At 31.7% G+C, this 22,735-nt stretch carries 26 protein-coding genes and 1 pseudogene; all 27 read left to right on the top strand.

Annotated elements, in window-relative coordinates; translation table 11 throughout:
- The first annotated feature begins 3 nt into the window (after window positions 1–3).
- The 27 genes and pseudogenes from flgK to fliI all read left to right on the top strand — a co-directional run bounded on the left by flgK (window position 4) and on the right by fliI (window position 22,735).
- Entirely contained in the window at window positions 4–1,842 is a 1,839-nt protein-coding gene (gene flgK, locus KPL38_RS05795) for a flagellar hook-associated protein FlgK (RefSeq protein ID WP_216288095.1), read from the top strand.
- 39 nt (window positions 1,843–1,881) lie between these two features.
- Window positions 1,882–2,820: a flagellar hook-associated protein FlgL gene (flgL, locus tag KPL38_RS05790; protein ID WP_216288093.1), complete on the top strand. Its 939-nt coding sequence runs from the start codon at window positions 1,882–1,884 to the stop codon at window positions 2,818–2,820.
- Between the two features lie 84 nt (window positions 2,821–2,904).
- Window positions 2,905–3,342: a flagellar assembly protein FliW gene (fliW, locus tag KPL38_RS05785; protein WP_216288091.1), complete on the top strand. Its 438-nt coding sequence runs from the start codon at window positions 2,905–2,907 to the stop codon at window positions 3,340–3,342.
- Between the two features lie 38 nt (window positions 3,343–3,380).
- Window positions 3,381–3,596: pseudogene (gene csrA, locus KPL38_RS19555) on the top strand (carbon storage regulator CsrA); the annotation flags it as partial.
- A 12-nt stretch (window positions 3,597–3,608) separates the two neighbouring features.
- Window positions 3,609–3,956: a flagellar protein FlaG gene (locus tag KPL38_RS19550; RefSeq protein ID WP_246577833.1), complete on the top strand. Its 348-nt coding sequence runs from the start codon at window positions 3,609–3,611 to the stop codon at window positions 3,954–3,956.
- Window positions 3,957–4,022: 66 nt separating this feature from the next.
- On the top strand, window positions 4,023–4,313 hold the full coding sequence (locus KPL38_RS05775; protein ID WP_216288086.1) for a hypothetical protein: 291 nt from the start codon (window positions 4,023–4,025) through the stop codon (window positions 4,311–4,313).
- Window positions 4,314–4,325: 12 nt separating this feature from the next.
- Window positions 4,326–4,721, top strand: a complete 396-nt coding sequence (gene fliS / locus KPL38_RS05770; protein ID WP_376769018.1) for a flagellar export chaperone FliS — start codon at window positions 4,326–4,328, stop codon at window positions 4,719–4,721.
- Between the two features lie 54 nt (window positions 4,722–4,775).
- Window positions 4,776–6,803, top strand: coding sequence for a flagellar filament capping protein FliD (fliD, locus tag KPL38_RS05765; protein WP_216288084.1), 2,028 nt, complete (start codon window positions 4,776–4,778; stop codon window positions 6,801–6,803).
- 68 nt (window positions 6,804–6,871) lie between these two features.
- Window positions 6,872–7,207, top strand: a complete 336-nt coding sequence (locus KPL38_RS05760) for a hypothetical protein (protein ID WP_216288075.1) — start codon at window positions 6,872–6,874, stop codon at window positions 7,205–7,207.
- A 768-nt stretch (window positions 7,208–7,975) separates the two neighbouring features.
- On the top strand, window positions 7,976–9,271 hold the full coding sequence (locus tag KPL38_RS05755; protein ID WP_216288073.1) for a flagellin N-terminal helical domain-containing protein: 1,296 nt from the start codon (window positions 7,976–7,978) through the stop codon (window positions 9,269–9,271).
- An 81-nt stretch (window positions 9,272–9,352) separates the two neighbouring features.
- The gene (locus tag KPL38_RS05750; RefSeq protein WP_216288072.1) at window positions 9,353–9,646 is read left to right on the top strand and encodes a hypothetical protein; all 294 of its coding nucleotides are present in this window, start codon (window positions 9,353–9,355) and stop codon (window positions 9,644–9,646) included.
- Between the two features lie 740 nt (window positions 9,647–10,386).
- A complete protein-coding gene (locus KPL38_RS05745; protein ID WP_216288071.1) occupies window positions 10,387–10,533 on the top strand; it encodes a hypothetical protein in 147 nt (48 codons plus the stop codon).
- A 187-nt stretch (window positions 10,534–10,720) separates the two neighbouring features.
- On the top strand, window positions 10,721–11,413 hold the full coding sequence (locus KPL38_RS05740; protein WP_216288070.1) for a hypothetical protein: 693 nt from the start codon (window positions 10,721–10,723) through the stop codon (window positions 11,411–11,413).
- A gap of 164 nt (window positions 11,414–11,577) precedes the next feature.
- Window positions 11,578–12,819, top strand: a complete 1,242-nt coding sequence (gene fliB / locus KPL38_RS05735; RefSeq protein ID WP_216288069.1) for a flagellin lysine-N-methylase — start codon at window positions 11,578–11,580, stop codon at window positions 12,817–12,819.
- Window positions 12,820–12,834: 15 nt separating this feature from the next.
- Entirely contained in the window at window positions 12,835–13,203 is a 369-nt protein-coding gene (locus KPL38_RS05730; protein ID WP_216288067.1) for a DUF8042 domain-containing protein, read from the top strand.
- A 130-nt stretch (window positions 13,204–13,333) separates the two neighbouring features.
- Window positions 13,334–13,771, top strand: a complete 438-nt coding sequence (locus KPL38_RS05725) for a YjfB family protein (RefSeq protein WP_216288065.1) — start codon at window positions 13,334–13,336, stop codon at window positions 13,769–13,771.
- A 322-nt stretch (window positions 13,772–14,093) separates the two neighbouring features.
- Window positions 14,094–14,909 carry a flagellin gene (locus tag KPL38_RS05720; protein ID WP_216288063.1) on the top strand — a complete coding sequence of 272 codons (816 nt, stop codon included), beginning with the start codon at window positions 14,094–14,096 and terminating at the stop codon, window positions 14,907–14,909.
- A gap of 43 nt (window positions 14,910–14,952) precedes the next feature.
- Complete coding sequence (locus KPL38_RS05715; RefSeq protein ID WP_246577829.1) at window positions 14,953–15,165, top strand: YjfB family protein; 213 nt, start codon at window positions 14,953–14,955, stop codon at window positions 15,163–15,165.
- A gap of 155 nt (window positions 15,166–15,320) precedes the next feature.
- Entirely contained in the window at window positions 15,321–15,527 is a 207-nt protein-coding gene (locus KPL38_RS05710; RefSeq protein WP_216288061.1) for a hypothetical protein, read from the top strand.
- Between the two features lie 205 nt (window positions 15,528–15,732).
- Window positions 15,733–16,563: a flagellin N-terminal helical domain-containing protein gene (locus KPL38_RS05705; protein WP_216288059.1), complete on the top strand. Its 831-nt coding sequence runs from the start codon at window positions 15,733–15,735 to the stop codon at window positions 16,561–16,563.
- Between the two features lie 352 nt (window positions 16,564–16,915).
- A complete protein-coding gene (gene flgB, locus KPL38_RS05700; RefSeq protein ID WP_312884162.1) occupies window positions 16,916–17,317 on the top strand; it encodes a flagellar basal body rod protein FlgB in 402 nt (133 codons plus the stop codon).
- A 6-nt stretch (window positions 17,318–17,323) separates the two neighbouring features.
- A complete protein-coding gene (gene flgC, locus KPL38_RS05695) occupies window positions 17,324–17,758 on the top strand; it encodes a flagellar basal body rod protein FlgC (protein ID WP_216288053.1) in 435 nt (144 codons plus the stop codon).
- A gap of 11 nt (window positions 17,759–17,769) precedes the next feature.
- Window positions 17,770–18,081 carry a flagellar hook-basal body complex protein FliE gene (gene fliE / locus KPL38_RS05690; protein WP_216288051.1) on the top strand — a complete coding sequence of 104 codons (312 nt, stop codon included), beginning with the start codon at window positions 17,770–17,772 and terminating at the stop codon, window positions 18,079–18,081.
- A 13-nt stretch (window positions 18,082–18,094) separates the two neighbouring features.
- Complete coding sequence (gene fliF, locus KPL38_RS05685; RefSeq protein ID WP_216288050.1) at window positions 18,095–19,660, top strand: flagellar basal-body MS-ring/collar protein FliF; 1,566 nt, start codon at window positions 18,095–18,097, stop codon at window positions 19,658–19,660.
- A gap of 6 nt (window positions 19,661–19,666) precedes the next feature.
- A complete protein-coding gene (gene fliG, locus KPL38_RS05680; protein WP_216288049.1) occupies window positions 19,667–20,680 on the top strand; it encodes a flagellar motor switch protein FliG in 1,014 nt (337 codons plus the stop codon).
- Window positions 20,664–21,407 carry a FliH/SctL family protein gene (locus KPL38_RS05675; protein ID WP_216288048.1) on the top strand — a complete coding sequence of 248 codons (744 nt, stop codon included), beginning with the start codon at window positions 20,664–20,666 and terminating at the stop codon, window positions 21,405–21,407. Before fliG ends, KPL38_RS05675 begins: the two co-directional genes overlap by 17 nt.
- 20 nt (window positions 21,408–21,427) lie before the next feature.
- Window positions 21,428–22,735 (top strand): flagellar protein export ATPase FliI, encoded by a 1,308-nt coding sequence (fliI, locus tag KPL38_RS05670; RefSeq protein ID WP_216288047.1) that lies wholly within the window; start codon window positions 21,428–21,430, stop codon window positions 22,733–22,735.

The following is a 22,735-nucleotide window of genomic DNA, read 5'->3' as shown; positions in this document are numbered from 1 at the left end:
GAGATGTCGGGATTACTTTCAACTTTAAATGTAGCAACAAGGGGCTTAAATGCACAACAAACGGCAATAGATGTAACAAGTCATAACATAGCCAATGCTAATACAGAAGGGTATTCAAGGCAAAGGGCTAATATGGAGACTACCAGTCCACTTTCTACATCTTCTGGAGTAGGGCAAATAGGTACTGGTGTTCAGGTCTCTTCAATAACAAGAATTAGAGATAGCTATTTAGATTATCAGGTAAGAACGGGTAATGGTACTAAGGGGTTATACGATGGGCGAGAGCAAATTTTGTCATCCATACAAAGCGTTTTTAATGAACCTAGCAAGACAGGTATTTCTTCCTTAATTGGAAAAGTTTTTGATTCTTGGCAAACACTTTCGACAAGTCCGGAACTTTCAAACACAAGAACTGTAGTAGTGCAGCAATCAAAAGCACTTACTGGCCAATTAAATAGCACTTATAATCAGTTGATAAGTTTGAAATCAGATATTAATGATGATATTAAACAGGATGTAGTGGATGTAAACAGTATGCTCAATCAGATAACTGATCTGAATAAACAAATTAAAAAGGTTAGTGCTAGTGGAGATAAGCCTAATGATCTAATGGATAAAAGAGATTTACTTGAAGATCAGTTAAGTGCAAAACTTGGCATTAAAATTGATAAGGGATCACTTGGAGGCGACGATATAAAGGCTACTGTTAATGGAGCTACCGGAGATACAACACTAGTATCCGCAACTTCAAGTGATGATAAAAGATTATCCTATATTAGTAGTATTGTACCAACATCTACCACAAAAGCAGGTGAGCCCGGAAGCTATACTGTAACTTATTATAAAAATGCAGATATGACCACGGATGATAATAAAGTTACTATGACTATGAATTTAACAAGTGATGATTATACAAGTCTAGATCAAGGAAGAGTGCTTGTAGCAGATAAAGACGGTTATGCCATAGATAATAGTGGAAATAGACTTGCTGGAACTGATTCTGATGGAGCACAGATTGTTGCAGGAACAACAAACACTATTATGCCAACTAATGGTAAAGATTCAACAGGAGCTAGTGTGATAAACACTCAGATTTTCAAGCCAACAACTGGAGAGCTAAATGGATACATGTCTGTTAAACCAGATATAGATACATACGTAAACCAATTAAATAGTTTAGCAAAGGGAATCGCATTTTCAGTAAATGCTGTACTTAGTGGTGAAAACGATGCATCAGCGACAACTTCTGTACCAAATTTTTTCGTGAATAGTGATGCAACTGATACTATTTCTGCAGATGATGCAGAAACTGGAATTACTGCTGGTAACATTTCTGTGAACAAAACAATTATTGATGATGTTACGAGCTTTAAGGTTGGGTCAGATACTACTGCAGGGTCAACAGATGGTAATATAGCATTAGCTATTGCGCAACTTAGAGATGTAAAATTAAATATTCAAGGAATTGATTCAAGCACTTCAAGGATGGATTTATTGCGTACTCCAGATTCTAATAATTCTTCGACCATAAGTTTAATTCTTAATCCTTCTTTGGGTGTTAAAACAATTACGGAAGCTCCGAATGGAATGACTATTGGTGGTTATTTTACTAATACTATTAATGCTTTAGCTATACAAACTCAAGAGGCTACAAGAACTACAACAAACCAAGATGCACAACTCGCAAGTTTAGAGAAATCAAGAACTTCTGTATCAGGAGTGTCTTTGGATGAAGAGATGGCTAACTTAATTCAGTTTCAACATGCTTATCAAGCAAATGCAAAAATCATTTCAACAGTTGATGAACTTCTAGATGTAATCATTAATGGATTAAAAAAATAATTAATAGAATATATGCTGTATTAATTAAGGGGTGAAGATATGAGAATAACGAACACAATGCTTTCAAATAATTTTTTGAGAGATAATAATATAAATTTAAATAATTTGAGTAATTTGCAAACTCAAATGGCTACGGGCAAACAAATAAATAAAGCTTCAGATGACCCGGCTAAAGCTTCTAAGATAATGCAAATAAATTCAGATATAAGTGAGAATGTACAATATAATGATAATATAACAAATACAACAAATTGGCTTGATGTGACAGACACAGCATTAAAACAAGTAGGGGATGTAGCTACAAGAATTCAAGAACTTCTAGTATCTGCTGGGGATGCTGGTTATGGCGATGATCAAAAGGGAGCTATTAAGGATGAAATAAATCAAAAGGTCGGAGAACTTTCTCAAATACTTAATACAAGTTTTGATGGTAAATATATATTTGGTGGAACAAGTGGAACTACTAAACCGACTGGTGCAAGCGAAGATCCTGCAAGTTCAGATCCTACAAGTAAAAACACACAACTCGATTTTACATCAACAAGTAGCTTGAAAGGCAAACTTTCAGTTGAGGTGTCTCAGGGAGTAACTATGAATTATAATGTAACAGCATCAGACGTTATAAACTATGGAACTGGAACTGATGATAATCTTAAGACGTTACTTTCAAATATCACAAGTAATCTTGATTCTGGTGATACAACTTCTTTAACAACTACAGATTTAACTGGAATTAAATCTTTAATGACCAATGTACTAAGTTTACGCTCAGAGGTTGGTGCCAAGCAAAATGCAATGACTAGTGCTTTAGATAGAAATGTTGATCAAAATGCTAATATGACAGAAATATTATCTACAACAGAAGATATAGATATTACACAAAAGGCAATGGAATATGCAACTATGCAAACAGTATATATTGCATCACTACAAACTAGTGCTAAGGTACTTCAACCTTCATTACTTGACTATTTATAAAAAATAAATACTAAAACATGAATTTTGAAATTGAGAGTGGAAAGTTAAAAGAAATAATTTTTACTAGAGGGGTGAAGTTACAATATGGAGTTAGTCACTAAGTACCATGGGGTTCGCGAATATAGCAATGAAGATATTATAGTATTTAAAAAAGGTCTACCAGGATTTAAAGAATTAAAAAACTTTATAGTTTTTCCTTTGGAAAAAAATAATGTTCTTAATATACTACACTCAGTTGAAGATGTAGATGTTGGTTTAGTTTTGATATCGCCGTTTACAATAATTAAGGATTATGAATTCAAAATACCTGATTCTTATATTAAAGAGCTCAAAATAGTGAAGCCTGAGGAAGTATTAGTATTGACTACGGTAACTTTGAGCTCAGATATTGAAAATATTACTGCAAATTTAAAAGCTCCAATTATTATTAATATAAAAGAAAAATTGGGGGAGCAGTTAATTTTAGATAATGATAAGTATAAAATAAAGGAACCTCTATTTATAGAAAACAACGTTAAATAAATGTTGCTTTTTACACAGAGTAGCAAGGGGAGGTCTAAATGTTAGTTATAGGTAGAAAAAAAAATGAATCCCTATTGATTGGTGAAAATGTTGAAATAACTATAGTTAAAATTGAAAACAGTTCAGTTAAAATAGCTATAAGTGCACCAAGAGAAATTAGCATCTTAAGGAAAGAACTCTACAAAGAAGTAACAGATGAAAATCAAAGAGCAATGATAATTAATACATCGACTTTAGCAAAATTAAATAATAAATTGGAGGATAATATGAATATCGGGAATAACATTAAAAATGAATTTACGAATTTAAATGAATTCTATAGATCTTCAGAAAATGTTAAGCCTTTAAAGACTGCTAAAACGAATAATTCATTAAGTACTAAAACAGACAGTGAAAAAGAAGTGCAAAATGCTGTAACAAAAATAAACAAATTCTTAGAAGGTGATGGTACTCATCTTCAATATGAAAAACACGATGTGTTTAACCAAATGATTATAAAAGTCATTGACAATAATACTAATCAGGTCATAAATGAAATCCCATCAAAAAGCGTACTTGATATGGTGGCCAAAATGTGTGAGATAGCTGGTATTTTGGTTGATAAAAAAGCATAATTTTATTTTTAAAAGTAGTAGATTTTTATGATAAAAAAATTACCCTAAGAAAAATAGGAGGGCAATATGGAATTTAAATTAAATAAAATTGATGTAGAATTAAGAAAAAGAGTTAAAGACACTACAAAATCTGGTGTAATTCATAGAAAAAATTCAATAATGATAAATAAAGATAGAAATCCTAGGAACAATTCAGAGACTTATGAAGAGTTTAAAGGAAAAATCATGAAATACAATAAAAAACATAAAATAACTGTGAACGCATTTAAAAATAACCAATATGAAGTTGAAGTTTTTAAAGATACCTTGGAGAAAGAGCAAAAAAAGATAGGAAATTATATAGATACAAAAAAATAGGGGCGATGTTATATGGCAATGAATGCTTATGGAAATGCATTTAATACTTACAAAAGCAATAGCATAAATTTTGCATCAAAGGATCAGTTACTTATAATGCTTGTAGATGGTGCAGTAAAATTTTCTAAAATGGGTAGACAAGCCATAATAGACAAGGATATTAATAAAGCTCATGAAAACATTATAAAAACTCAAAATATATTTTATGAGTTAATGTCAACTTTGGATGTAGCAAAAGGTGGAGAATGGGCAGAAAGTTTAATTAAGGTTTATGACTTTATAACGCGAAGGCTTATGGATGCTAATATTAAAAAAAGTGAAGCGATTATGAATGAAATAATCCCATTAATTGAAACTGTTAGAGAAACTTGGAATGAGGCTTATAAAAAATCTAAAAGCAGCTTATAAATAATTGCAAATTATTTATTTGCTTTTCAATAAAACTTAAAGGGGTGATTATACATGGCAAGTATTTATCCAACCGGTACTAATAGTAGCGCTAAGTCAAGTGCTAATATGTTAAGAATATCAGGTATGGCATCGGGTATTGATACAGATGCAGTAGTTAAGTCTATGGTTTCAAACTATCAAGCTAAAATAGACAAAGCAAATTCAGCTAAGCAGACATTGCAGTGGCAGCAGGAAGGGTATAGAGCAATTATTAAAGACATAAAAGGATTACAGGATTATTTTGACCCAATTTCAAGTAAGTATATGCTAACAGGAAATTCATTCAATACAAATACTGTAACTAATTCTGATAGTGCTATTGTTACGGGAGATGCTAATTCAAGTGCTAAGCCAGGGACATATAAGGTGGATGTACAAAAAATGGCGGAGCAGGCTAAAATAGAGGGTACACCTCAAAATTCAATGCTATTAGTATCAAATTTGACTGGGCAGACTTTAAAATTTGATGTTGGCGAAGAGGAAGTTACATTAGCAGATTTAACTGGAAGTAAAGAGAAGCTAGTCGCTGACATAAATAGCAAAATTGCAGCATCCGATTTAAAGGGTAAAATGACTGCTTCCTATGTAAGTGATGGAACTGGTGAATACATTAAATTTACAAAAGCTTCTTCAAGTAAAGATACTATTAAATTAACAGCGGCTAAGAATAGTACAATAGCAGATATAAAAGATACCACTATTAATAGCGGGATATCATCAGATTCAAAATTATCAGATTTGGGAATTTCAAAGCCTGTTAGTTTCACTTTATCCTATGATGCAGCCACCAATACGAAGCCTATAATCATAGAGGCAACTAGTGATTCAACAATTAAGGATTTGATGGAGAAAGTGAATAGTGCAACTGATGGATCAGTTACAATGAGTATAGATGATACAACTGGAAAAATATCATTTCAATCAAAGAACTATGGTTCTGCTTCAAGTTTGAAGATAACTAATAGAATGACTACAACTGATACAACACCGGTTGATACGGATAATATAATAACAAAGTTAGGTTTAGCAATAGAGGGAGAAGTTGCAATAGGAACAGGAATAGATGCAATAGTAGCTATTACTGCACCAGGACAATCTACAGCGACAACTACTACTCAAAGTTCTAATAAATTCACTGTAAATGGTGTTGCCTATAATCTTGTTGGAGTCAATGCATCAAATAATATCCCAACTGTAACTGTAACAGCAAATTCAGATACAGTTGTTAGTAATATGAAAAAATTCGTTGAGGATTATAATACTATATTATCAACAATTAATACCAAATTAACAGAAAAAAAAGATAAAAATTATACTCCATTAACGGATGATCAAAAGAAAAGTATGAGTGAAGATCAAATCAAAACATGGGAAGCTAAAGCAAAGGTTGGAATACTTAGGAAAGATGATAATTTAAGTAGATTAATGACTCAATTGCGTGGAACACTTTATTCACCTGTATACAGCAGTTATGACAGTAAAGATTCAAGTACAGGAAAAGTAGCCTTGAATTTTGGTAGCTATGGGACTGGCGCTATAGGGATAGAAACATCATCGATTGCCACAGATGTTGGTAAACTCGTGATTAAGGATGAAGCAAAATTAAAAAGCGCTATAGATAATAACATGGATGACTTTAAAAAACTGTTTATTGGAACTTCCAGTAGTAATTTAGATGCCAATGAAACATATGAAGGTTCTGAAAAATATAAGGAAGATGGAATATTTACAAGAATGGATAGCATAATAGAAGACTATGTAGCGTCGCCAGGACTTGGCAAAGACGGAACTTTCACATTGAGTGGATCTATGAATATATTCGTAAATAAGCAATATGATAATAGTATTTCGGGTTTTTCTGGTAAAAATACACTGCCTGATCAAGTGTATAGCAAGGTTTTAAGTGTTAGTAGATTTCAAACTCAACTAGAGGATGCATCAAGCAGATATTATGCTAAATTTACTGCACTAGAAACAGCTATGAATGCTTTAAATTCACAACAAAGTGCACTTGCATCTATGATGGGTACAGGCGCATAGATACAATTGAAAGTTGAAAGTTGTAAATAATTATTGGTAATTTCAATTTAAATAAAGTGGGTGATACATTGAATTTAGAGGAAGAGTTTATTGAATACAAAGATATCACTTTGACTATTATTGAAACAGTTAAAGCAGAGAAATATGAAAAACTAGATGAAATCTTTGCGCAAAGGCAGTTGATTTTAGATGATATGAATAAAATTGACTGTTCAAAAGAAGAAATGAAGAAATTCTATATGCAATGTGAAATAGAAAATTCAGAAAAAGTATTAGCACATGAAATGAAAGTTAGAAAAGATGATTTGTTAAAAAAAATAAAGCAAAATGGAAAGAAACAAATAGGAATGGCAGGATACAATAATATATCTGCCAAGGCAGTTTTTTTAAGTAAAGAAATCTAATAAAAAAGAAAAAAGTATATATTAATCGTATTGCAATACGATTAATGCATTCACTTCGCTAAGAACTACTAATTTTATTTTTAATTAATCTGCTAAAAAGCATAAACTCGCTGTCGCTCAAACATATGCTCTTTTTAACGCATCTTAATTAAAAATAAAATAAGAAGTTCTAAAGCTCGCTTCAATGCATTATACGTAATATATACTTTTTTTTGCGCATAAAAATATTTGTTATTTATTTTAATATGTACAAAACAAGAATTTCTAAATCAACTTTCAGTGTTTCTGTTCTTCTTATTTGTTGCCACTTCTGGAGAAACTTCATACTATATCATATTTACACTAAGATGTATCTACTATGAATAGCAGATAAAAAAATACCAAATCGCAATAATTCCCACCAAAAGTCTTTTAGCTGGTAGGCTGCAGATATGGTACATATGCTTCGAATTTAATATTTGCAACCTAATAATTTTCAAATGAAATTTTAAGATTTTTCTACGACAAGAGAAAAAAACTAAAATATATAAAATAATTTTAAAAAAACTATAAAGTATATAATTTAGTTCACGATATAAATAGTAGAAGTAAAAAATCAATAATTCAATTGATTAAATGTTCACTAATAAGTTAAAATAACCAAAGAGAATTTGAAAATCATAGGAAAATGAGAGAATTCTCAATAAATTAAGTTAGTAGGCTCAATGAGCTAAACTATAAATACAGTGGACAAGGATGTTCACTTTAAAAATCAAGGAGGAATTTATAATGATTATTAATCACAATTTGGGTGCAATGAACGCTAACAGAAACATGGGTATTAACTCAAGTAATGCAAATAAATCAATGGAAAAACTTTCTTCAGGTCTTAAAATTAACAAGGCTGGAGACGATGCAGCAGGTCTTGCTATATCAGAAAAGATGAGAGGACAAATCAGAGGACTTGACCAAGCAGGAGCAAATGCTCAAGATGGTATTTCAATGATTCAAACTGGTGAAGGTGCATTAAATGAAACTACTTCAATTCTTCAAAGAATGAGAGAACTTGCAGTTCAAGGTTCTAATGATACTAATACAATTGATGATAGAAAACAAATACAAAAAGAAATGAATCAGTTGACTTCAGAAGTAAGTAGAATTGGAGAAAACACTGAATTTAATGGTCAAAAGTTGCTTAATGGTGAAGGAGGAGTTGTATCAGCAGGTACAAAAACAACTGTAGCTAAAGTAGATGAAGTACTTGGCGAAACTACTGCGGCAACAGTAGGAACAACTGATGTTACTATTGATGGCAAAAAGTTAAGTTATAATGCAACTGGTGGTGGAACTACAAACTTCAAAGATGCTGCTGACTTAGTAACCTTAATTAACGGTGATGCTGAATTAAAATTAAAATACCTTGCAGTTGCGGATGGTGCAGCAGGGGTAAAATTAACACAAATTACAGGGAAGGGATCAGCAACTGCTCCAACTATTGAAGGTGCAGGTGTAGTTACTACTGGTAAAGCTGGAGTAACAGAAGCAGCAGCATATGATAGAACTAGCGGAGCTTCATCAGCATTTACATTCCAAATTGGTGCAAATCAAAAGCAACAATTTACTGCTAACATAAGCGATATGCGTTCTGCTGCTTTAGGAATAGCAGGAAAAGCAGGAGCTGCAGCAATAGGTGTTGGAACTGATGTAGTTGCTGATGCTTCTTTCGTAGATATTACAGATGATACTAATGTGTTATCAGATACAACAGATAAAACTGAACGTGCACTTGATATATCTGATTCTACAAAAGCTTCAGCTGCAATTAAAGTTCTTGATGCAGCTACAGCTTCAGTATCAGGAGAAAGAGCAAAACTTGGTGCTTATTCAAACAGATTAGATCACACAATAGCTAATTTAGGAACATCAAGCGAAAACTTAACATCAGCTGAATCAAGAATTAGAGACGTAGATATGGCTAAAGAAATGTCTACATTCTCAAAGAACAATATTCTTAATCAAGCTGCTCAAGCTATGCTTGCACAAGCTAATCAACAACCACAACAAGTTCTTGCATTATTAAGATAATATTATAATTAGAGAATAGATTAGGAGTCAGGGTGAAAACTCTGGCTTCTTTTTCTAAAATTTAAAAAGAGGAGTAAATAAATGAAATATAGATTAAAGGATGTAACCAATAGAAAAAGTGTAATCTTAACGGGACATTCAAAGAATATAACAGCAGGGGTTACTTTTGTTTTTCTTCATGCAAATGTAAAGGTGCATAATAACTATTTTGAAATAGTAGGTATGCCTGCAACTGTAAGTAATGGTGATTTAAGGAAAATGGGACAAGAGATAGCGAATAGAGATACTGTATTACATAATTTAGCTAAAGTATATAATTATACAAGGTCTGATGGTACATCGGGTAAAAGTGTCCAGTTATTTGAGCAATTTTAGCCAATTAGTTAATAAAGACTTGGAAAGAACAATAAAGGGAGGGTATATATGCGAACAAAGAAAATAATAGCAAAATAGAGAAATTGGAAGGTGGTAAAAAAATTATTCTAACTTAAAAGGAGAAATTCTTAGATATGTATGGAAACACTTATCAACTGGAAATTATCAAATTCAATATGAAAATAATATGCCTGAAGTAACTTTATCTGTTATGAACAATATTGAGATTTTTACTTTAGTTGAATAAAATAGATTGATTTATATGTAATATATTACATATATTGAAAGAAGATATTTATATGAAAAAAATCACTAAATATCATGAAGATGCCTATGATAAGTTTTTAAAAGAATATAGTTAACAATGTGGTGTTAATTATAATTCCATTGATGAAGAGGCAGTTGATTACTATAAGGCTATAGATAATTATTTTCCTCAAATTGAAGTTTATTTTAAAGATGGTAAGGTTTTTACGGTAAACAGAATTGATGAAATCTCTATTAGATGGGTTGAAGGAAAGCTTGATTTTTTATAATTTATATATTCAAAAAGTTAGCAACTAATAAACGTATTCACTTCGTTCATACATTTAGCAAGGCGTCCCGTTGGTCCGCCAAGTACCGTAGGGGTGTGAAATTTGGAAATCTACATTGGGGAAATAATTAAAAAAATTCAAGTAATTATTTAAGATAATATCATATAAATAATTTTAAACTAAAGTAATTTGGAGGGGATTGTTATGACAAGAAAGACAAGAAGTGATTGTACTGTTGGAACATTTGAAAAGAAGCACGGATTGCCAGATGGTACAATTAGAAATAATGATGGTAGAGATACAAGAAGTGATAAAAAAATAGGAACTATAAGGACAGAAAAAGAAAAATAGCAAGTCTAGTAATTCTTCCTTCGCAATGATACCTGCTATCTGGTGGTTTGTGTCAGAGAATGTAGCAGTGTATTCCATAGTAGAGGTGTTTTGATGGTAGTCTTTCATAATAAAACATTAAAAACAAAAGGATTAGGTCGGAGTCAAGCTTAGTATTCTGACGATAACAGAGTATATGGAGGTAAAAATGGAAATTACATTATTAGTTAATCAATATAAAAAATATTTTTTAAAAGGGCTTCAGCAGGATTTAAAATGCTATTCAGAGTTAAGTTATGATGAACTAATTAAAAATGTATCTTTTGCATTAACAAGTTCTAATCCAAGTTCGAGAATCGAAGAAAGAAAATTCGATAAAAAACAAAGGCATCAGATGCGTAGAACTGAGAAAACGCTAGATTCGTTATATGGTAAACTAAGTTCGATAAAAGATAAGTTATTATCTAAAAAAAATAATAAGTGTACCTTTGAAGAATTGTATGAATATATTGCTGATGAAATATATTTAGGAGAAAACAAGATTAATGGTGTTGGTCCATTATTTTTATATGATACAGCTCTTAGAATAGGAGCATATTTTGAAATTTTGCCGAAAAACAGGGTTTTTATTCACTCTGGAGCAGAAGTTGGATTAAAATATTTACTGAAATTACAACTAAAAAAAGGTAATATATTAGATGAACGTTCCATCGATATGCGTGATATTGTAAATGATGAATTATTAAAATTGAAGGCATGTTATATAGAAGATTTCCTCTGTGTATACAAAGATGGAAACCTTAAGGAAGGTGTAGAAATAAAGAATTATTGTCATGATATAGATGATGATCCAAATGGCAAAGAGGAGCGGGTAGCAAGGCGTCTCGGTCAATGCCATTAAATTAAGAATACACAAAACGGAAAATAAATATTTGTTAAAAATCAAAAAACTTGACACTCTCAAAACGTTCTAATAATCGATTTGAGAACCTTATTTCAGGGCATATCTTATAAATTGCTGGGGTGTTTTTAATGAAAACAAATAAAAATAAAGGAGGCTGCTTAATGTCAGAAAGAAAAAGAATAGTTCTACAACCAGAATACATGAAAAACTTCAGTTGTATTGGTCCAGATTGTGAAGACAGTTGCTGTATTGGCTGGAGGGTAGATTTAGATAAGAAAACCTATTTAGAATATAAGAAAATCAATAATAATGAATTAAAGACTACTATTGGAAAAATGGTAAATCGTAAACATAGCCAAAAAAGTGATGGATCTTATGGAAAGATTAAAATGGAATCAACTGGTAGATGTCCATTTTTGAATAAAGAAAATTTATGTAAAGTATATATTAATGTAGGAGAAAAGTATCTTTCTGATACCTGTACGTTTTATCCAAGATATGTTAGAAAAATTGACGGAAAGTATGAGCGAAGTGCTACCATGTCCTGTCCTCAAGTAGCTAGAATTGCTTTACTCAATCCAAATGGAATAGCTTTTGAACATATCGAAGAAGATGGTAATACTAAAGTTAAGCTTCACAGTAATTTTGATACAGAAGGTCATCTTTTTGCTACTAAGCCACAAAGATATTTTTGGGATATAAGAATATTTAGCTTAAGTCTACTTCAAAACAAAAGGTATAGCCTAGGAGAAAGACTAATCATTTTAGGTATTGTCTATAAGAAAATAGAAGTAATTTATAGTGAAAAAAGGATTAAGGATTTACCAGCTATGTTAGAAACTATGGATAGTATGATTGAAGCAGAAACTTTTAAAGAGGAACTAAAAAAAGTACCTTCAAATACTCAGATTCAGATGAGATTAGCTAAAGAAATGACTGATGAGAAAGTGATGCAAGGAATTACAAGTAATAGGTATTTAGAATGTTTAAAGGAGACTTTATTGGGAATAGGATATAAAACGGGAGAGAAACTTGAAACTGTTATAGAAAAATATGATAATAGTTACAAAGAGTATCTTGCACCATATTTAGAAGAAAAAGAATATATATTAGAAAATTACTTAGTAAATGAATACTTTAAAGAAATGATGCCCTTTGGTTCTTATAAAACCATGTGGGATTCTTATATCTTTCTATGTGTTATTTACAGCATGGTGAAATTACATCTAATTGGAATGGCAGGATATCATAAGGGATTAAATGATTATCTTACGTTGAAATTAATACAATCATTCTCTAAGGTAGTATTGCACAATGAGAAGTATATTCAGGGAATTATAAAGCTTTTAAAAGACAACGGATATGACAGCCTAGCCTACATGACTATTCTTGTGAAAAATTAAGAGGAGTGTCTGTAAATGGATAACTACATAGAAGTAATTTATAATATATTACAATTGCTATCGACCATAGAAGATGGATTATGTCACATAAAAAGGCAATTATCTGAATTGCGTTACGAAGAAGCATTAGGATTATTACAAGATTCAATGATAGGTATTATGAGCATAGAAAATGTCATTGAGCCAATGATTCCTCAATTAAAAGAAAATAACATAGAAATTATAGGAGTTACCCTAAAAGAAAATATCGGAAATTTTATAGCAATCTATGAGGTTAAAAGAGAAGTATACTTAGAAAGGCAGATGGAAGAAAGAATTTTACCAGTCTTTAGGAAGTGGAAACAAGAGTTAGAGAGAGTATTAAGACCATATGTAGTTTCATAAATGATTAGCCAGGCGTACCGATGGTACGCCAAGTACCCTTGGGTGTGAAATTTGGAAATTCACTATCGTTAATTTCATTTCCTGTAGGGTAACTGTGACTTGATAAAAATAGTAAATAGGAGGTAGTCATATGGACATAGCGGCACTATCAATGGTAGAAAGTCAAGAAAAGCTTCAACAACATTCTCACATAGTAGTAATGAAGAAAACTATGGATATAGGGAAAGGAAACGATATCAAATTGATAGAAAAGATACATAATGTTGAAATAGACCCGAATGTAGGACAGAACTTAGATGTAATTGCAGATAACCAGATGGATAAGAAGGAAGAATTAAATAAACAGTTACAACAGGAACTGAAGTGGGCTCAGGACAGACAGAAGATGCTTAATGTCAAAGAAGCAAAGCTGTTACAAATGAGAGAGATATCGGAACAAGGTAAACAAGTCGCTGTTACTCCACAAGACCTAAAAAAGTTGAATGATAGGTTAGACAATTTAGCAGCACAGGTTAGCACAATAGATAGTGAAAGTAGAAGAACAAAAGATGGAAAAAAACTAGAATGAGCATTAGTGGCTATAGAAATAGCTGTTGGTGCTCATTTTGTTGTGTCTAGTCTATAGGTACCAGTTTAGATCCAGCTTGATTTCCTTTTAATTTGAAATTAACATTAAAACAATTCTTAATATTGGTATGAATAGCTGTATTAACTTTAATACTTTTATTTGATTTTTGGATTATGCAACGAAACAAAGAATAAAGAGTATATCTTGGAAATTTCTAAAAATTATACTTAAGTTATTTAATTTAATTACGATAAATAGAGAAGAAGTTGTATTAAATCAATATACAAGGGTCATTTGTATTGATAGTTAGGAGCGATGTGGTATGGTAATAACTCATAATATAAACAGGATGAAAGTTACAAATAAATTACTTAAAAATGAAAAGAGTTTATTAACATCAATGAAAAAGATTTCATCAGGTTTAAAGATTAATAGTGCTAGTGATGATGCCGCTGGAAGTAGTATTTCTACAAAATTAAAAGCCCAAATAAGAGGATTGGCAAGAGCTCAGATAAATGTTCAGGAAGGAATACACTTATCTACAGAAATGAGCAATTCTTTAAATTTAATTTCAGATAATAGCTTAATAAGGTTAAGGGAGCTTTCACTTAAAGGAGCTAGTGATACTTCTGGAACTGAGGATAGAGAAGCTATGCAAAATGAGATTGATCAAATATTAGAAGATATTGATAGTGTAGCTGACGGTACGGAGTATAATGGGAAAAAACTTTTAATTCCACCTAAGCAAACTATATATATACAATCAGGAGCAAATGCTGGTGATGCATTTAAAATAGAGTCATTTGAGGTAAAAGTTTTCGACATTGGGTTAGGCGGAATTAATGTAAGTACGAGAGGAAATGCAGTTGAAGCTTTAGATAAAGTAGACACTGCTATAAAAAAAGTAGCATCTTATGTGGGAGAAGCTGGTTCTATTGAAGAAGGTCTTCAATATTTTAGTGGAAAACTTGCGGAGTATGAACAAAATTTGACTTCCAGTAATTCAAGAATCGAAGATGCTGATTTGGCTAAGGAGTCTTTAGACCTTGCGCAAAGGAATATAATAACTCAAGCTACACAAGCAATTCTTGCTCAGTCAAATCAATCACCAGAATCAGTAATGGAATTATTAAAATAGAATATTCGTATCTCAGGGGTGTGAATTTTGGGGATTTGCAATAATGAATAATATGGAAATAAAGAGGGGGCAAAAGATGGATATAGGTGCACTATCAATGATAATGAGTCAAGCAAGAGTACAACAGTCAGCTGGTGTATCAGTGATGAAGATTGCAATGGATACTGGTAAGAAAACTTCAAGTCAAATGACAGAAATGATGAAGAATGTTGCAGTAGAGCCTAATGTAGGACAGCATTTGGATGTCTGGGCATAGGAGTAGATGAAAATAATTTTCTCATTATATAACCTGCTATCTGGTGGTTTATGTCATATTAGGTAAATAAAAATGATTTTGAAAAATACAATTTATTATTTTAACCTTACTTGGGATATGATATAATAATAGAAAAAGGTCTAGGTGGTGAATTTATGGATAAGGAAATATTAGATATTCTAAAAGTAATGCAAAGTGACATGAAATCAATGCAAGGTGATATAAAATCAATTAAAACAACACAGGAAGAACATACTCAAATATTGAGAGCTTTAGAACATAAAACTGATGTTATATCAGCTGAGCAGGAAAATTTGAAGCATGAAGTTTTCGAAACTAAAGGCTATAAAATAAATGGATGATAAAAAAATATTAGAATGAGCATTAGTGACTAAAGGAGTAGTTGCTGGTGCTTATTTTGTTGTAGAATTTATTTTTTTATAAGGCAAAAAACATTTATAGAAATTTATATAAAGTTATTAACTCTTTAAACGAAGTATTAAGAGAGAGAGTAAATCAAACTGTCTAAATAGATAATAATTAAAAAACTTTAACGGAGTTGATTTTATGATAATAAGTACAAGCTCAGCATCTTTAAAGATATACAGAGCATATACCCAAAATCTTACTAAGCAAAGTGGGGCCTTAAATAATATATCTTCAGGTATTAAAATAAATAGTGCAAAAGATGATCCTATTGGTATTGCTCAGAGTGAGAGATTTAGAATGCAAATAAGAGGGCTCCAAATGGCAGGGGAAAATACTCAAGATGGAGTTAGCATGCTTCAAACTGCAGAAGGTGGGCTTGATGGTATAACTAGTAATCTACAGAGAATTAGAGAATTATTGGTAGAAGCGGGGGGAGTTACAACAGATTCAGATAAAAATGATATTCAAACTGAAATAAACCAAAATTTAAAGGGAATAGACGATATGACAAATAACACTGAGTTTAATGGAGTTAAGCTTTTAGCTGGTGGTAAGCCCGATACAATACCAATGGTTATAGGTGCTAATGAAGGAGAAAAAGTTGATATACCAGTATTCGATTTAACTACGGCAACAACAGGATTAGATTTAAATACTACAACCGTAGATGTAAATAATACAGATGATTCTCTAAAAATTGTAGATAAAGCACTTAGCGAAATTACTTCTGCGAGAAGTAAATATGGAGCTTTAGAGAATAGATTTACAAGTACTTACAATTCAACAATGGAGCTGTCCGAGAAGTTAGAATCTGCTGATAGTGGTTTAAGAGATGCAGATTTAGCTGGAGAAATGATAGAATATTCTAAGGATAATATTCTCATACAAGCAGGAACTGCAATGATGGTTCAATCAAATAAATTACCACAGGATGCATTACAAATATTAAGCAATATTAGAAGCAGATAAATAGCTCAGTTTCTTGAGATTTTATCTGCTTTTTTTTATTTCCAAATAATCTTTTATTGGTTCTATAGACAAAATACAACAATAATGTATAATATAATTATAATTGGAAATAAACCTTTAATGTCATATTACTTCAACTTAAGTAAACATAACACTTAAAATAGTCATTATAGCAGTATATTATGGTATGTTAAATTTTAGAATGAATAAAATTATATAAAAATTATATAAAAAAGATGTTCACTAAAATAAATAAATAGTATATAATAATATTTGAAGTATGGAATATATTAGTTAGATGAAGAAATTTTAGGTTTTATGTCTAATTGATACAGTATGGGAGATGATGAATGTGAATGTGACTGGGATTTCCGGTGATGATACTTATAGTTTAATTAAAAAGAGTATGGATGCGTCCGCATTAAGAAGCAAAGTTAGTGCAAATAATATTGCAAATATAAATACGAAAAACTATAAAGAGATGTATGTCACATTTGAGGATACATTAAAAGACACTGTGGCTGCAGATACAATGAAAACTGATAATAGTAAAGATATACAAGCAGGAAGTAGCAATGGTCAAATTGCAGTTAAAAGGGATGAGAGTACTAGTTCAAGGCAGGATGGCAATAACGTAGATATAGATCTTGAAGAGACTAATCAAGCAGCAAATACTTTAATGTATAATGCTTTGGTTACTCAAGTTAATAGTAAAATTTCACTTACAAGCTATATTATAGGGGGAGGGAAATAATACACAATGAATGATGCATTTATGGGAATGAGAATAAGTTCTAGTGGACTCACCGCAGAAAGATTAAGAATGGATACAATATCTTCGAATGTTGCGAATGCAACTACTACTAGAGGAGCAAATGGGAAACCATACATAAGGAAGATAGCTGTGTTTCAAGAGAATTTACAACAAGAATTAGATAAAACAACGGGTACATATAAGACAAGCTTTAAAGGAGTTAAGTCTGTTGGAATTGTAAATGATGCCTCGCCTTTAAGGCGTGTTTATGATCCAACAAATCCAGATGCAGGTAAAGACGGATATGTTAGTATGCCAAATGTAAATATCACAAATGAAATGGCAGACATGGTTGCTTCTACAAGAGCATATGAGGCAAATGTAAGTGCTATGGCAGCTGAGAAAAGTATGTTTTCTAAAGCTTTAGAAATAGGTAAATAGGAGAGTGTTTTATGAATATTAATACTAATGTAAACAATACTATTGCAAATAGTACAGCTACTAATGGACTTAAAACAAATGCTGTAACAGGCATTGATAAAGGCACTAGTTTTTTAGATACTTTAAAAGAAAAATTAGATGATGTAAATAATAAACAAGTAGCATCAGATGACATTACACAAAAATTTATAAAGGGCGATGAAACTGATGTACAAAAGGTAATGCTTACTACATCAGAAGCTAAATTGTCTTTAGAAACAGCAGTACAAATTAGAAATAAACTTGTAGATGCATATAATTCATTTAATAGTATGCAAATATAGGAAGTGATTAGATATGAACAAATTTATTCAAATGAAAAATAAGCTTTTGCAAGGCTGGCGTAATTTAAGCAAAAACAAAAAGATTGCATATAGTATACTTACGGTCGTAATTATAATAGCACTTATATCTTTTTTAGTATCTGCACTTACACCTAAATATGATGTATTATTTTCAAATTTGTCATCAACTGATTCTGGAGCAATGCTAACACAGTTAAAAACGGATAAAGTTAGTTATAAGGTAAGTGGTACTAGCATATTAGTACCTAAGGCACAAATTGATAGTGTTAGAATGCAACTTATGTCAGAGGTTCCCCTTACGGATGGAAGCAAAGGATTTGAACTTTTTGATACCAGTCAAATGGCACCTACGGATGCACAAACTAAAATTATGTACCAAAGGGCATTATCTGGTGAAATAGAAAAGGCTATTAAATCATTCCCACAAGTAGAGGGAGCTAAGGTCAATTTGGTAATGCCTGATAGCACTGCTTTTGTCAAAGATACAGATCCAGCTACGGCATCAGTTGTTGTAAAACTTAAACCAGGCAATACTCTTAATAATGATCAAGTAAAGGCAATAGTTGCATTATTAACTGGAGCAGTGCAGAATCTTCCAAAGGAAAATGTAAGCGTAATTTCAGATAATTTTAAACTGTTAACTGCTGGACTATACGATAAGGATAAAGAGACTTTAACTAACTCAACAGAAACTCAACAAGCATTAAAGGCACAAGTTGAAAAGACATTACAAGATAAAATAACTAATTTGCTTGAGCCCGTATATAAAGATGGCGTTAAAGTTTCTGTTAATGCAGAGCTTAATTTTGATGCACTTACAAGAAATTCTACTACATATGCTACAAAGGGAGCAGTAGTAAGTTCGCATGATGTTGATACATGGAACAATGGCACTAGTACTGGTTTATCAACTAGTCCTGTAGATTCAGCAACGCAAAATACTACTGCTACAACTAAAACAAATGCTAAAGATGGGAATGTAGTGAGTAGAGATAGTACTAAGAATTATGATGTTTCAAAAACTGATGATGTTTTAACTAGGGCACCAGGAGCAATTACAAAACTAACTACTTCAGTAGTACTAGATGGTAATTTGGATCAAGCTACTAAAACATCAGTAAACAATTTAGTAGCACAAGCGACTGGATACTCTGGTAAAAGGGGAGATACTATAAGCGTAGAAGGCTTATACTTCAATACCGATGCTAAAAAAGCTGCTCAGCAAGCACTTCTTGATATAGCAAATGCAGACAAAGCGGCTGCAAATAAAGTACTTTATACTCGGATTGGATGTGGAGTTTTAGCTGTTATAGCATTCATTATATTGTTTGTTGTAATTCGTAGATCTAGTAAGAAGGAAGAAATTGAACCAGAAGGATTTGACACAATGATTGAAGATGAGATTATTCCAAAGAAGCCAGAAAAACATGCACCTATTGTAACTAGTACTAAAAATAAGAAAGCAATTCAAGAGAATGAAGTTAAAAAGTATGCAGCAGAAAAACCAGAACAGGTTGCAGATATTATTAAGTCATGGATGACAGAGGATGAGAGGTGATAAATAATGGCTAAGAGTGAAAAACTTACGGGAATTCAGAAGTCAGCTATATTGTTTATTACTTTAGGTCCAGATGCCTCAGCGGCTATATTGAAAAAACTACCAGAAAGAGATATCCAAAAGATAATCTATGAAATTGCTAATATAACCTCTGTTAAGGCTGACCAAAAACAAGTGATTTTAGATGAATTTATGGAAATGAACAAAGCAAAGGATTTTCTTTTAGAAGGTGGATTAGAGTATGCAAGAAATTTGCTTTCAAAAGCACTTGGGGTGCAAAAGGCTAAAGGAATACTGGATAAAGTTATAGAAGAAACACAAAGATACAGACCATTTTCTATTTTGAGAAAAGCGGATGCAAATCAACTTTTAAATGTTATTATTGATGAAAATCCACAAACTATTGCACTTATCATGTGTTATATGCAGTCAGACAAAGCTGCTAATATAATGGCATCCTTGCCTCTTGATTTGCAAAGTGAAGTATCTTTTAGAATTGCAACTATGAGTAATATTTCACCAATGGTTATTAGAGAAATAGAGAAAGTTTTAAATGGAAAGTTATCTTCTGTTATTAGAACAGATACCACTGTAGTTGGTGGTATTGATTCCCTTGTTGGTATTTTAAACCAAGTAGACAGAAACACTGAAAAAAACATTACTGAAGGTCTTGAAAAAGAGGATGTAGAACTAGCAGAAAAAGTTAAAAACTCTATGTTTGTATTTGAAGATATCATCACTTTGGATGATGTTTCAATACAAAGATTCCTTCGAGAAATAGATGCTAAGGACTTATCTCTTGCTTTAAAGGGATGTTCTGAAGAAGTGCAGGATGTTATATTTAAGAATCAATCTAAGAGGGCTTCAGCGTCTTTAAAAGAAGATATGGAATTCCTTGGGCCAGTTAGACTCGTAGATGTTGAAAAATCACAACAAAAAATTGTTGATGTTCTACGAAGATTAGATGAAGCCGGAGAGATTGTAATATCAAGGGGCGGTGAGAATGCAATTGTCCTTTAATGTGATAAAAAATTCAAGAATTATAGAACAAGGGGATAAGAAAATTGACACACAGTTAAGTGAAGTTCCTGATGTATCTATGGATGATAATTATGGTATTAAAAATGCTGATATGGAAGGTTATGAAACTATTGCTAGCAATACATTAGATCAGGCAAAACGTAAAAGCGAAGCGATTATTTCAAAAGCATATATAGATGCAGAAGAGGCAAAAACTCAAGCTATCAAAGATGGGTATGCACAAGGGAGTAAAGAAGGTTATGAGACTGCATATAATGAAAATCTTAGCGTCGCAATTGAAGAGGCTAAGCAAGTTCGTAAAAAAGCAGATTCCATATTAGTAAATGCAAAAATGGAATACAATGATTATTTAATTGAAAAGGAAAAGCATATAAAAGATTTAATTGTAACCATTGCCGAGAGCATATTAAAAAAAGAAGTAACTCAAAAAGATGCTTTAAATGAAATGATTTTTAATACAATTAAAGCTGAAAGAGATATAAAATTTTATATTGTAAAAAGCAATAGTACTCATTTTGACATGATAAAGAGTCAAGTTGAGATTTGGAAAAAAAAGTTTGCATTTCAAGGAGATATATTCGTAATACAAGACAATCTTTTAGATGATGGAACAGCTGTTATTGAAAAAGAAACAGGTAAAAGTATAGTTAGCATAGCTTATGGTATAGAAAAAATTGTGGAAATTTTTAAGGAAGAGCAAATATAAATTTAGAAAGGGCAAAAAATATGATAGCTCTAAATTTCAAATACTTAATGAGTAAAATTCCTGAGATTAATTACACTTATTCAGAAGGGGCAGTTAAAAATGTTATAGGACTAACAATTGAAGTTCAGGGGATAACAGCTTTTGTTGGTGAAGTATGCAATATTTATAATAAGTTAAATGAAGAGATCCCATGCGAAGTTGTTGGATTTCGTGATAAAGATGTAATATTAATGCCCCTTGGTGAACTAGTGGGTATATCATCAGGTTGTAGAGTAGTACCAACTGGAGCTCCACTAAACGTTAAGTGTTCTGACGAATTGTTTGGAAAAGTTTTGGATGGACTTGGAAATCCCTTAAATGGTGGGGAAATTACAAGTTATACAACTTATTCTTTAAATGCATCTCCACCAGATCCTTTAAAAAGACGTAGGATAACAGAAATTTTGCCTACTGGAATTAGAGCCATTGATGGATTTTTAACTTGTGGTGAAGGGCAAAGAGTTGGTATTTTTGCAGGTAGTGGAGTTGGAAAAAGTACAACACTTGGAATGCTTGCAAGGGGAGCAAAAGCAGAGGTAAATGTTATTGCTCTTATTGGAGAAAGAGGACGAGAGGTACGGGACTTTATAGAAAAGGATTTAGGGGAAGATGGTATGAAAAAATCAATCATAGTATGTGCAACTTCTGACAAATCAGCTTTAGTAAGATTAAAAGGTGCTTTTACAGCAACTGCTATTGCAGAATATTTTAGAGACCAAGGCAAAAAAGTAATTTTAATGATGGATTCAGTAACAAGATTTGCCATGGCGCAAAGAGAAATAGGACTAGCAATTGGGGAACCGCCAGCAAGTAAGGGATATACTCCATCTGTATTTGCAATGTTACCTAAATTAATGGAGCGTAGTGGAATGTCAGACAAAGGATCTATTACAGCTTTTTATACGGTTCTTGTAGATGGTGATGACTTTAATGAACCAATAGCTGATGCAGTTCGTGGAATACTAGATGGGCATATTGTTTTGTCTAGAACACTTGCTGCGAAAAATCATTATCCTGCAATAGATGTACTTAGTAGTGTTAGTAGATTAATGCCAGAAATTACAACAACGGAGCATAAGCAAGCCGCATCTTTAGCTAGAGATTTAATGGCAACTTATAAAGATTCAGAAGATTTAATAAATATAGGTGCTTACGTAAAAGGGAGTAGCATAAAAATCGACAATGCAATTAAGTATAATGATAATATTGAAGCTTATTTAAAGCAGGGTATTAATGAAAATACTAATTTTGATGATAGTTTAAGTATGCTAAAAAATATATTCAATTAA

Source organism: Clostridium psychrophilum, assembly GCF_018861705.1.
Taxonomy (GTDB): domain Bacteria; phylum Bacillota; class Clostridia; order Clostridiales; family Clostridiaceae; genus Clostridium_AD; species Clostridium_AD psychrophilum.
The sequence above is the reverse complement of the archived record's forward strand: the minus strand, read 5'-3'. Positions and strand labels throughout refer to the sequence as shown.

What these genes read in the sequence shown, in the direction of transcription:
- flgK (WP_216288095.1), top strand. Translation starts at nt 4, where the DNA reads ATGTCGGGATTACTTTCAACTTTAAATGTAGCAACAAGGGGCTTAAAT.
- flgL (WP_216288093.1), top strand. Translation starts at nt 1,882, where the DNA reads ATGAGAATAACGAACACAATGCTTTCAAATAATTTTTTGAGAGATAAT.
- fliW (WP_216288091.1), top strand. Translation starts at nt 2,905, where the DNA reads ATGGAGTTAGTCACTAAGTACCATGGGGTTCGCGAATATAGCAATGAA.
- KPL38_RS19550 (WP_246577833.1), top strand. Translation starts at nt 3,609, where the DNA reads ATGAATATCGGGAATAACATTAAAAATGAATTTACGAATTTAAATGAA.
- KPL38_RS05775 (WP_216288086.1), top strand. Translation starts at nt 4,023, where the DNA reads ATGGAATTTAAATTAAATAAAATTGATGTAGAATTAAGAAAAAGAGTT.
- fliS (WP_376769018.1), top strand. Translation starts at nt 4,326, where the DNA reads ATGGCAATGAATGCTTATGGAAATGCATTTAATACTTACAAAAGCAAT.
- fliD (WP_216288084.1), top strand. Translation starts at nt 4,776, where the DNA reads ATGGCAAGTATTTATCCAACCGGTACTAATAGTAGCGCTAAGTCAAGT.
- KPL38_RS05755 (WP_216288073.1), top strand. Translation starts at nt 7,976, where the DNA reads ATGATTATTAATCACAATTTGGGTGCAATGAACGCTAACAGAAACATG.
- KPL38_RS05750 (WP_216288072.1), top strand. Translation starts at nt 9,353, where the DNA reads ATGAAATATAGATTAAAGGATGTAACCAATAGAAAAAGTGTAATCTTA.
- KPL38_RS05745 (WP_216288071.1), top strand. Translation starts at nt 10,387, where the DNA reads ATGACAAGAAAGACAAGAAGTGATTGTACTGTTGGAACATTTGAAAAG.
- KPL38_RS05740 (WP_216288070.1), top strand. Translation starts at nt 10,721, where the DNA reads ATGGAAATTACATTATTAGTTAATCAATATAAAAAATATTTTTTAAAA.
- fliB (WP_216288069.1), top strand. Translation starts at nt 11,578, where the DNA reads ATGTCAGAAAGAAAAAGAATAGTTCTACAACCAGAATACATGAAAAAC.
- KPL38_RS05730 (WP_216288067.1), top strand. Translation starts at nt 12,835, where the DNA reads ATGGATAACTACATAGAAGTAATTTATAATATATTACAATTGCTATCG.
- KPL38_RS05725 (WP_216288065.1), top strand. Translation starts at nt 13,334, where the DNA reads ATGGACATAGCGGCACTATCAATGGTAGAAAGTCAAGAAAAGCTTCAA.
- KPL38_RS05720 (WP_216288063.1), top strand. Translation starts at nt 14,094, where the DNA reads ATGGTAATAACTCATAATATAAACAGGATGAAAGTTACAAATAAATTA.
- KPL38_RS05715 (WP_246577829.1), top strand. Translation starts at nt 14,953, where the DNA reads ATGAATAATATGGAAATAAAGAGGGGGCAAAAGATGGATATAGGTGCA.
- KPL38_RS05710 (WP_216288061.1), top strand. Translation starts at nt 15,321, where the DNA reads ATGGATAAGGAAATATTAGATATTCTAAAAGTAATGCAAAGTGACATG.
- KPL38_RS05705 (WP_216288059.1), top strand. Translation starts at nt 15,733, where the DNA reads ATGATAATAAGTACAAGCTCAGCATCTTTAAAGATATACAGAGCATAT.
- flgC (WP_216288053.1), top strand. Translation starts at nt 17,324, where the DNA reads ATGAATGATGCATTTATGGGAATGAGAATAAGTTCTAGTGGACTCACC.
- fliE (WP_216288051.1), top strand. Translation starts at nt 17,770, where the DNA reads ATGAATATTAATACTAATGTAAACAATACTATTGCAAATAGTACAGCT.
- fliF (WP_216288050.1), top strand. Translation starts at nt 18,095, where the DNA reads ATGAACAAATTTATTCAAATGAAAAATAAGCTTTTGCAAGGCTGGCGT.
- fliG (WP_216288049.1), top strand. Translation starts at nt 19,667, where the DNA reads ATGGCTAAGAGTGAAAAACTTACGGGAATTCAGAAGTCAGCTATATTG.
- KPL38_RS05675 (WP_216288048.1), top strand. Translation starts at nt 20,664, where the DNA reads ATGCAATTGTCCTTTAATGTGATAAAAAATTCAAGAATTATAGAACAA.
- fliI (WP_216288047.1), top strand. Translation starts at nt 21,428, where the DNA reads ATGATAGCTCTAAATTTCAAATACTTAATGAGTAAAATTCCTGAGATT.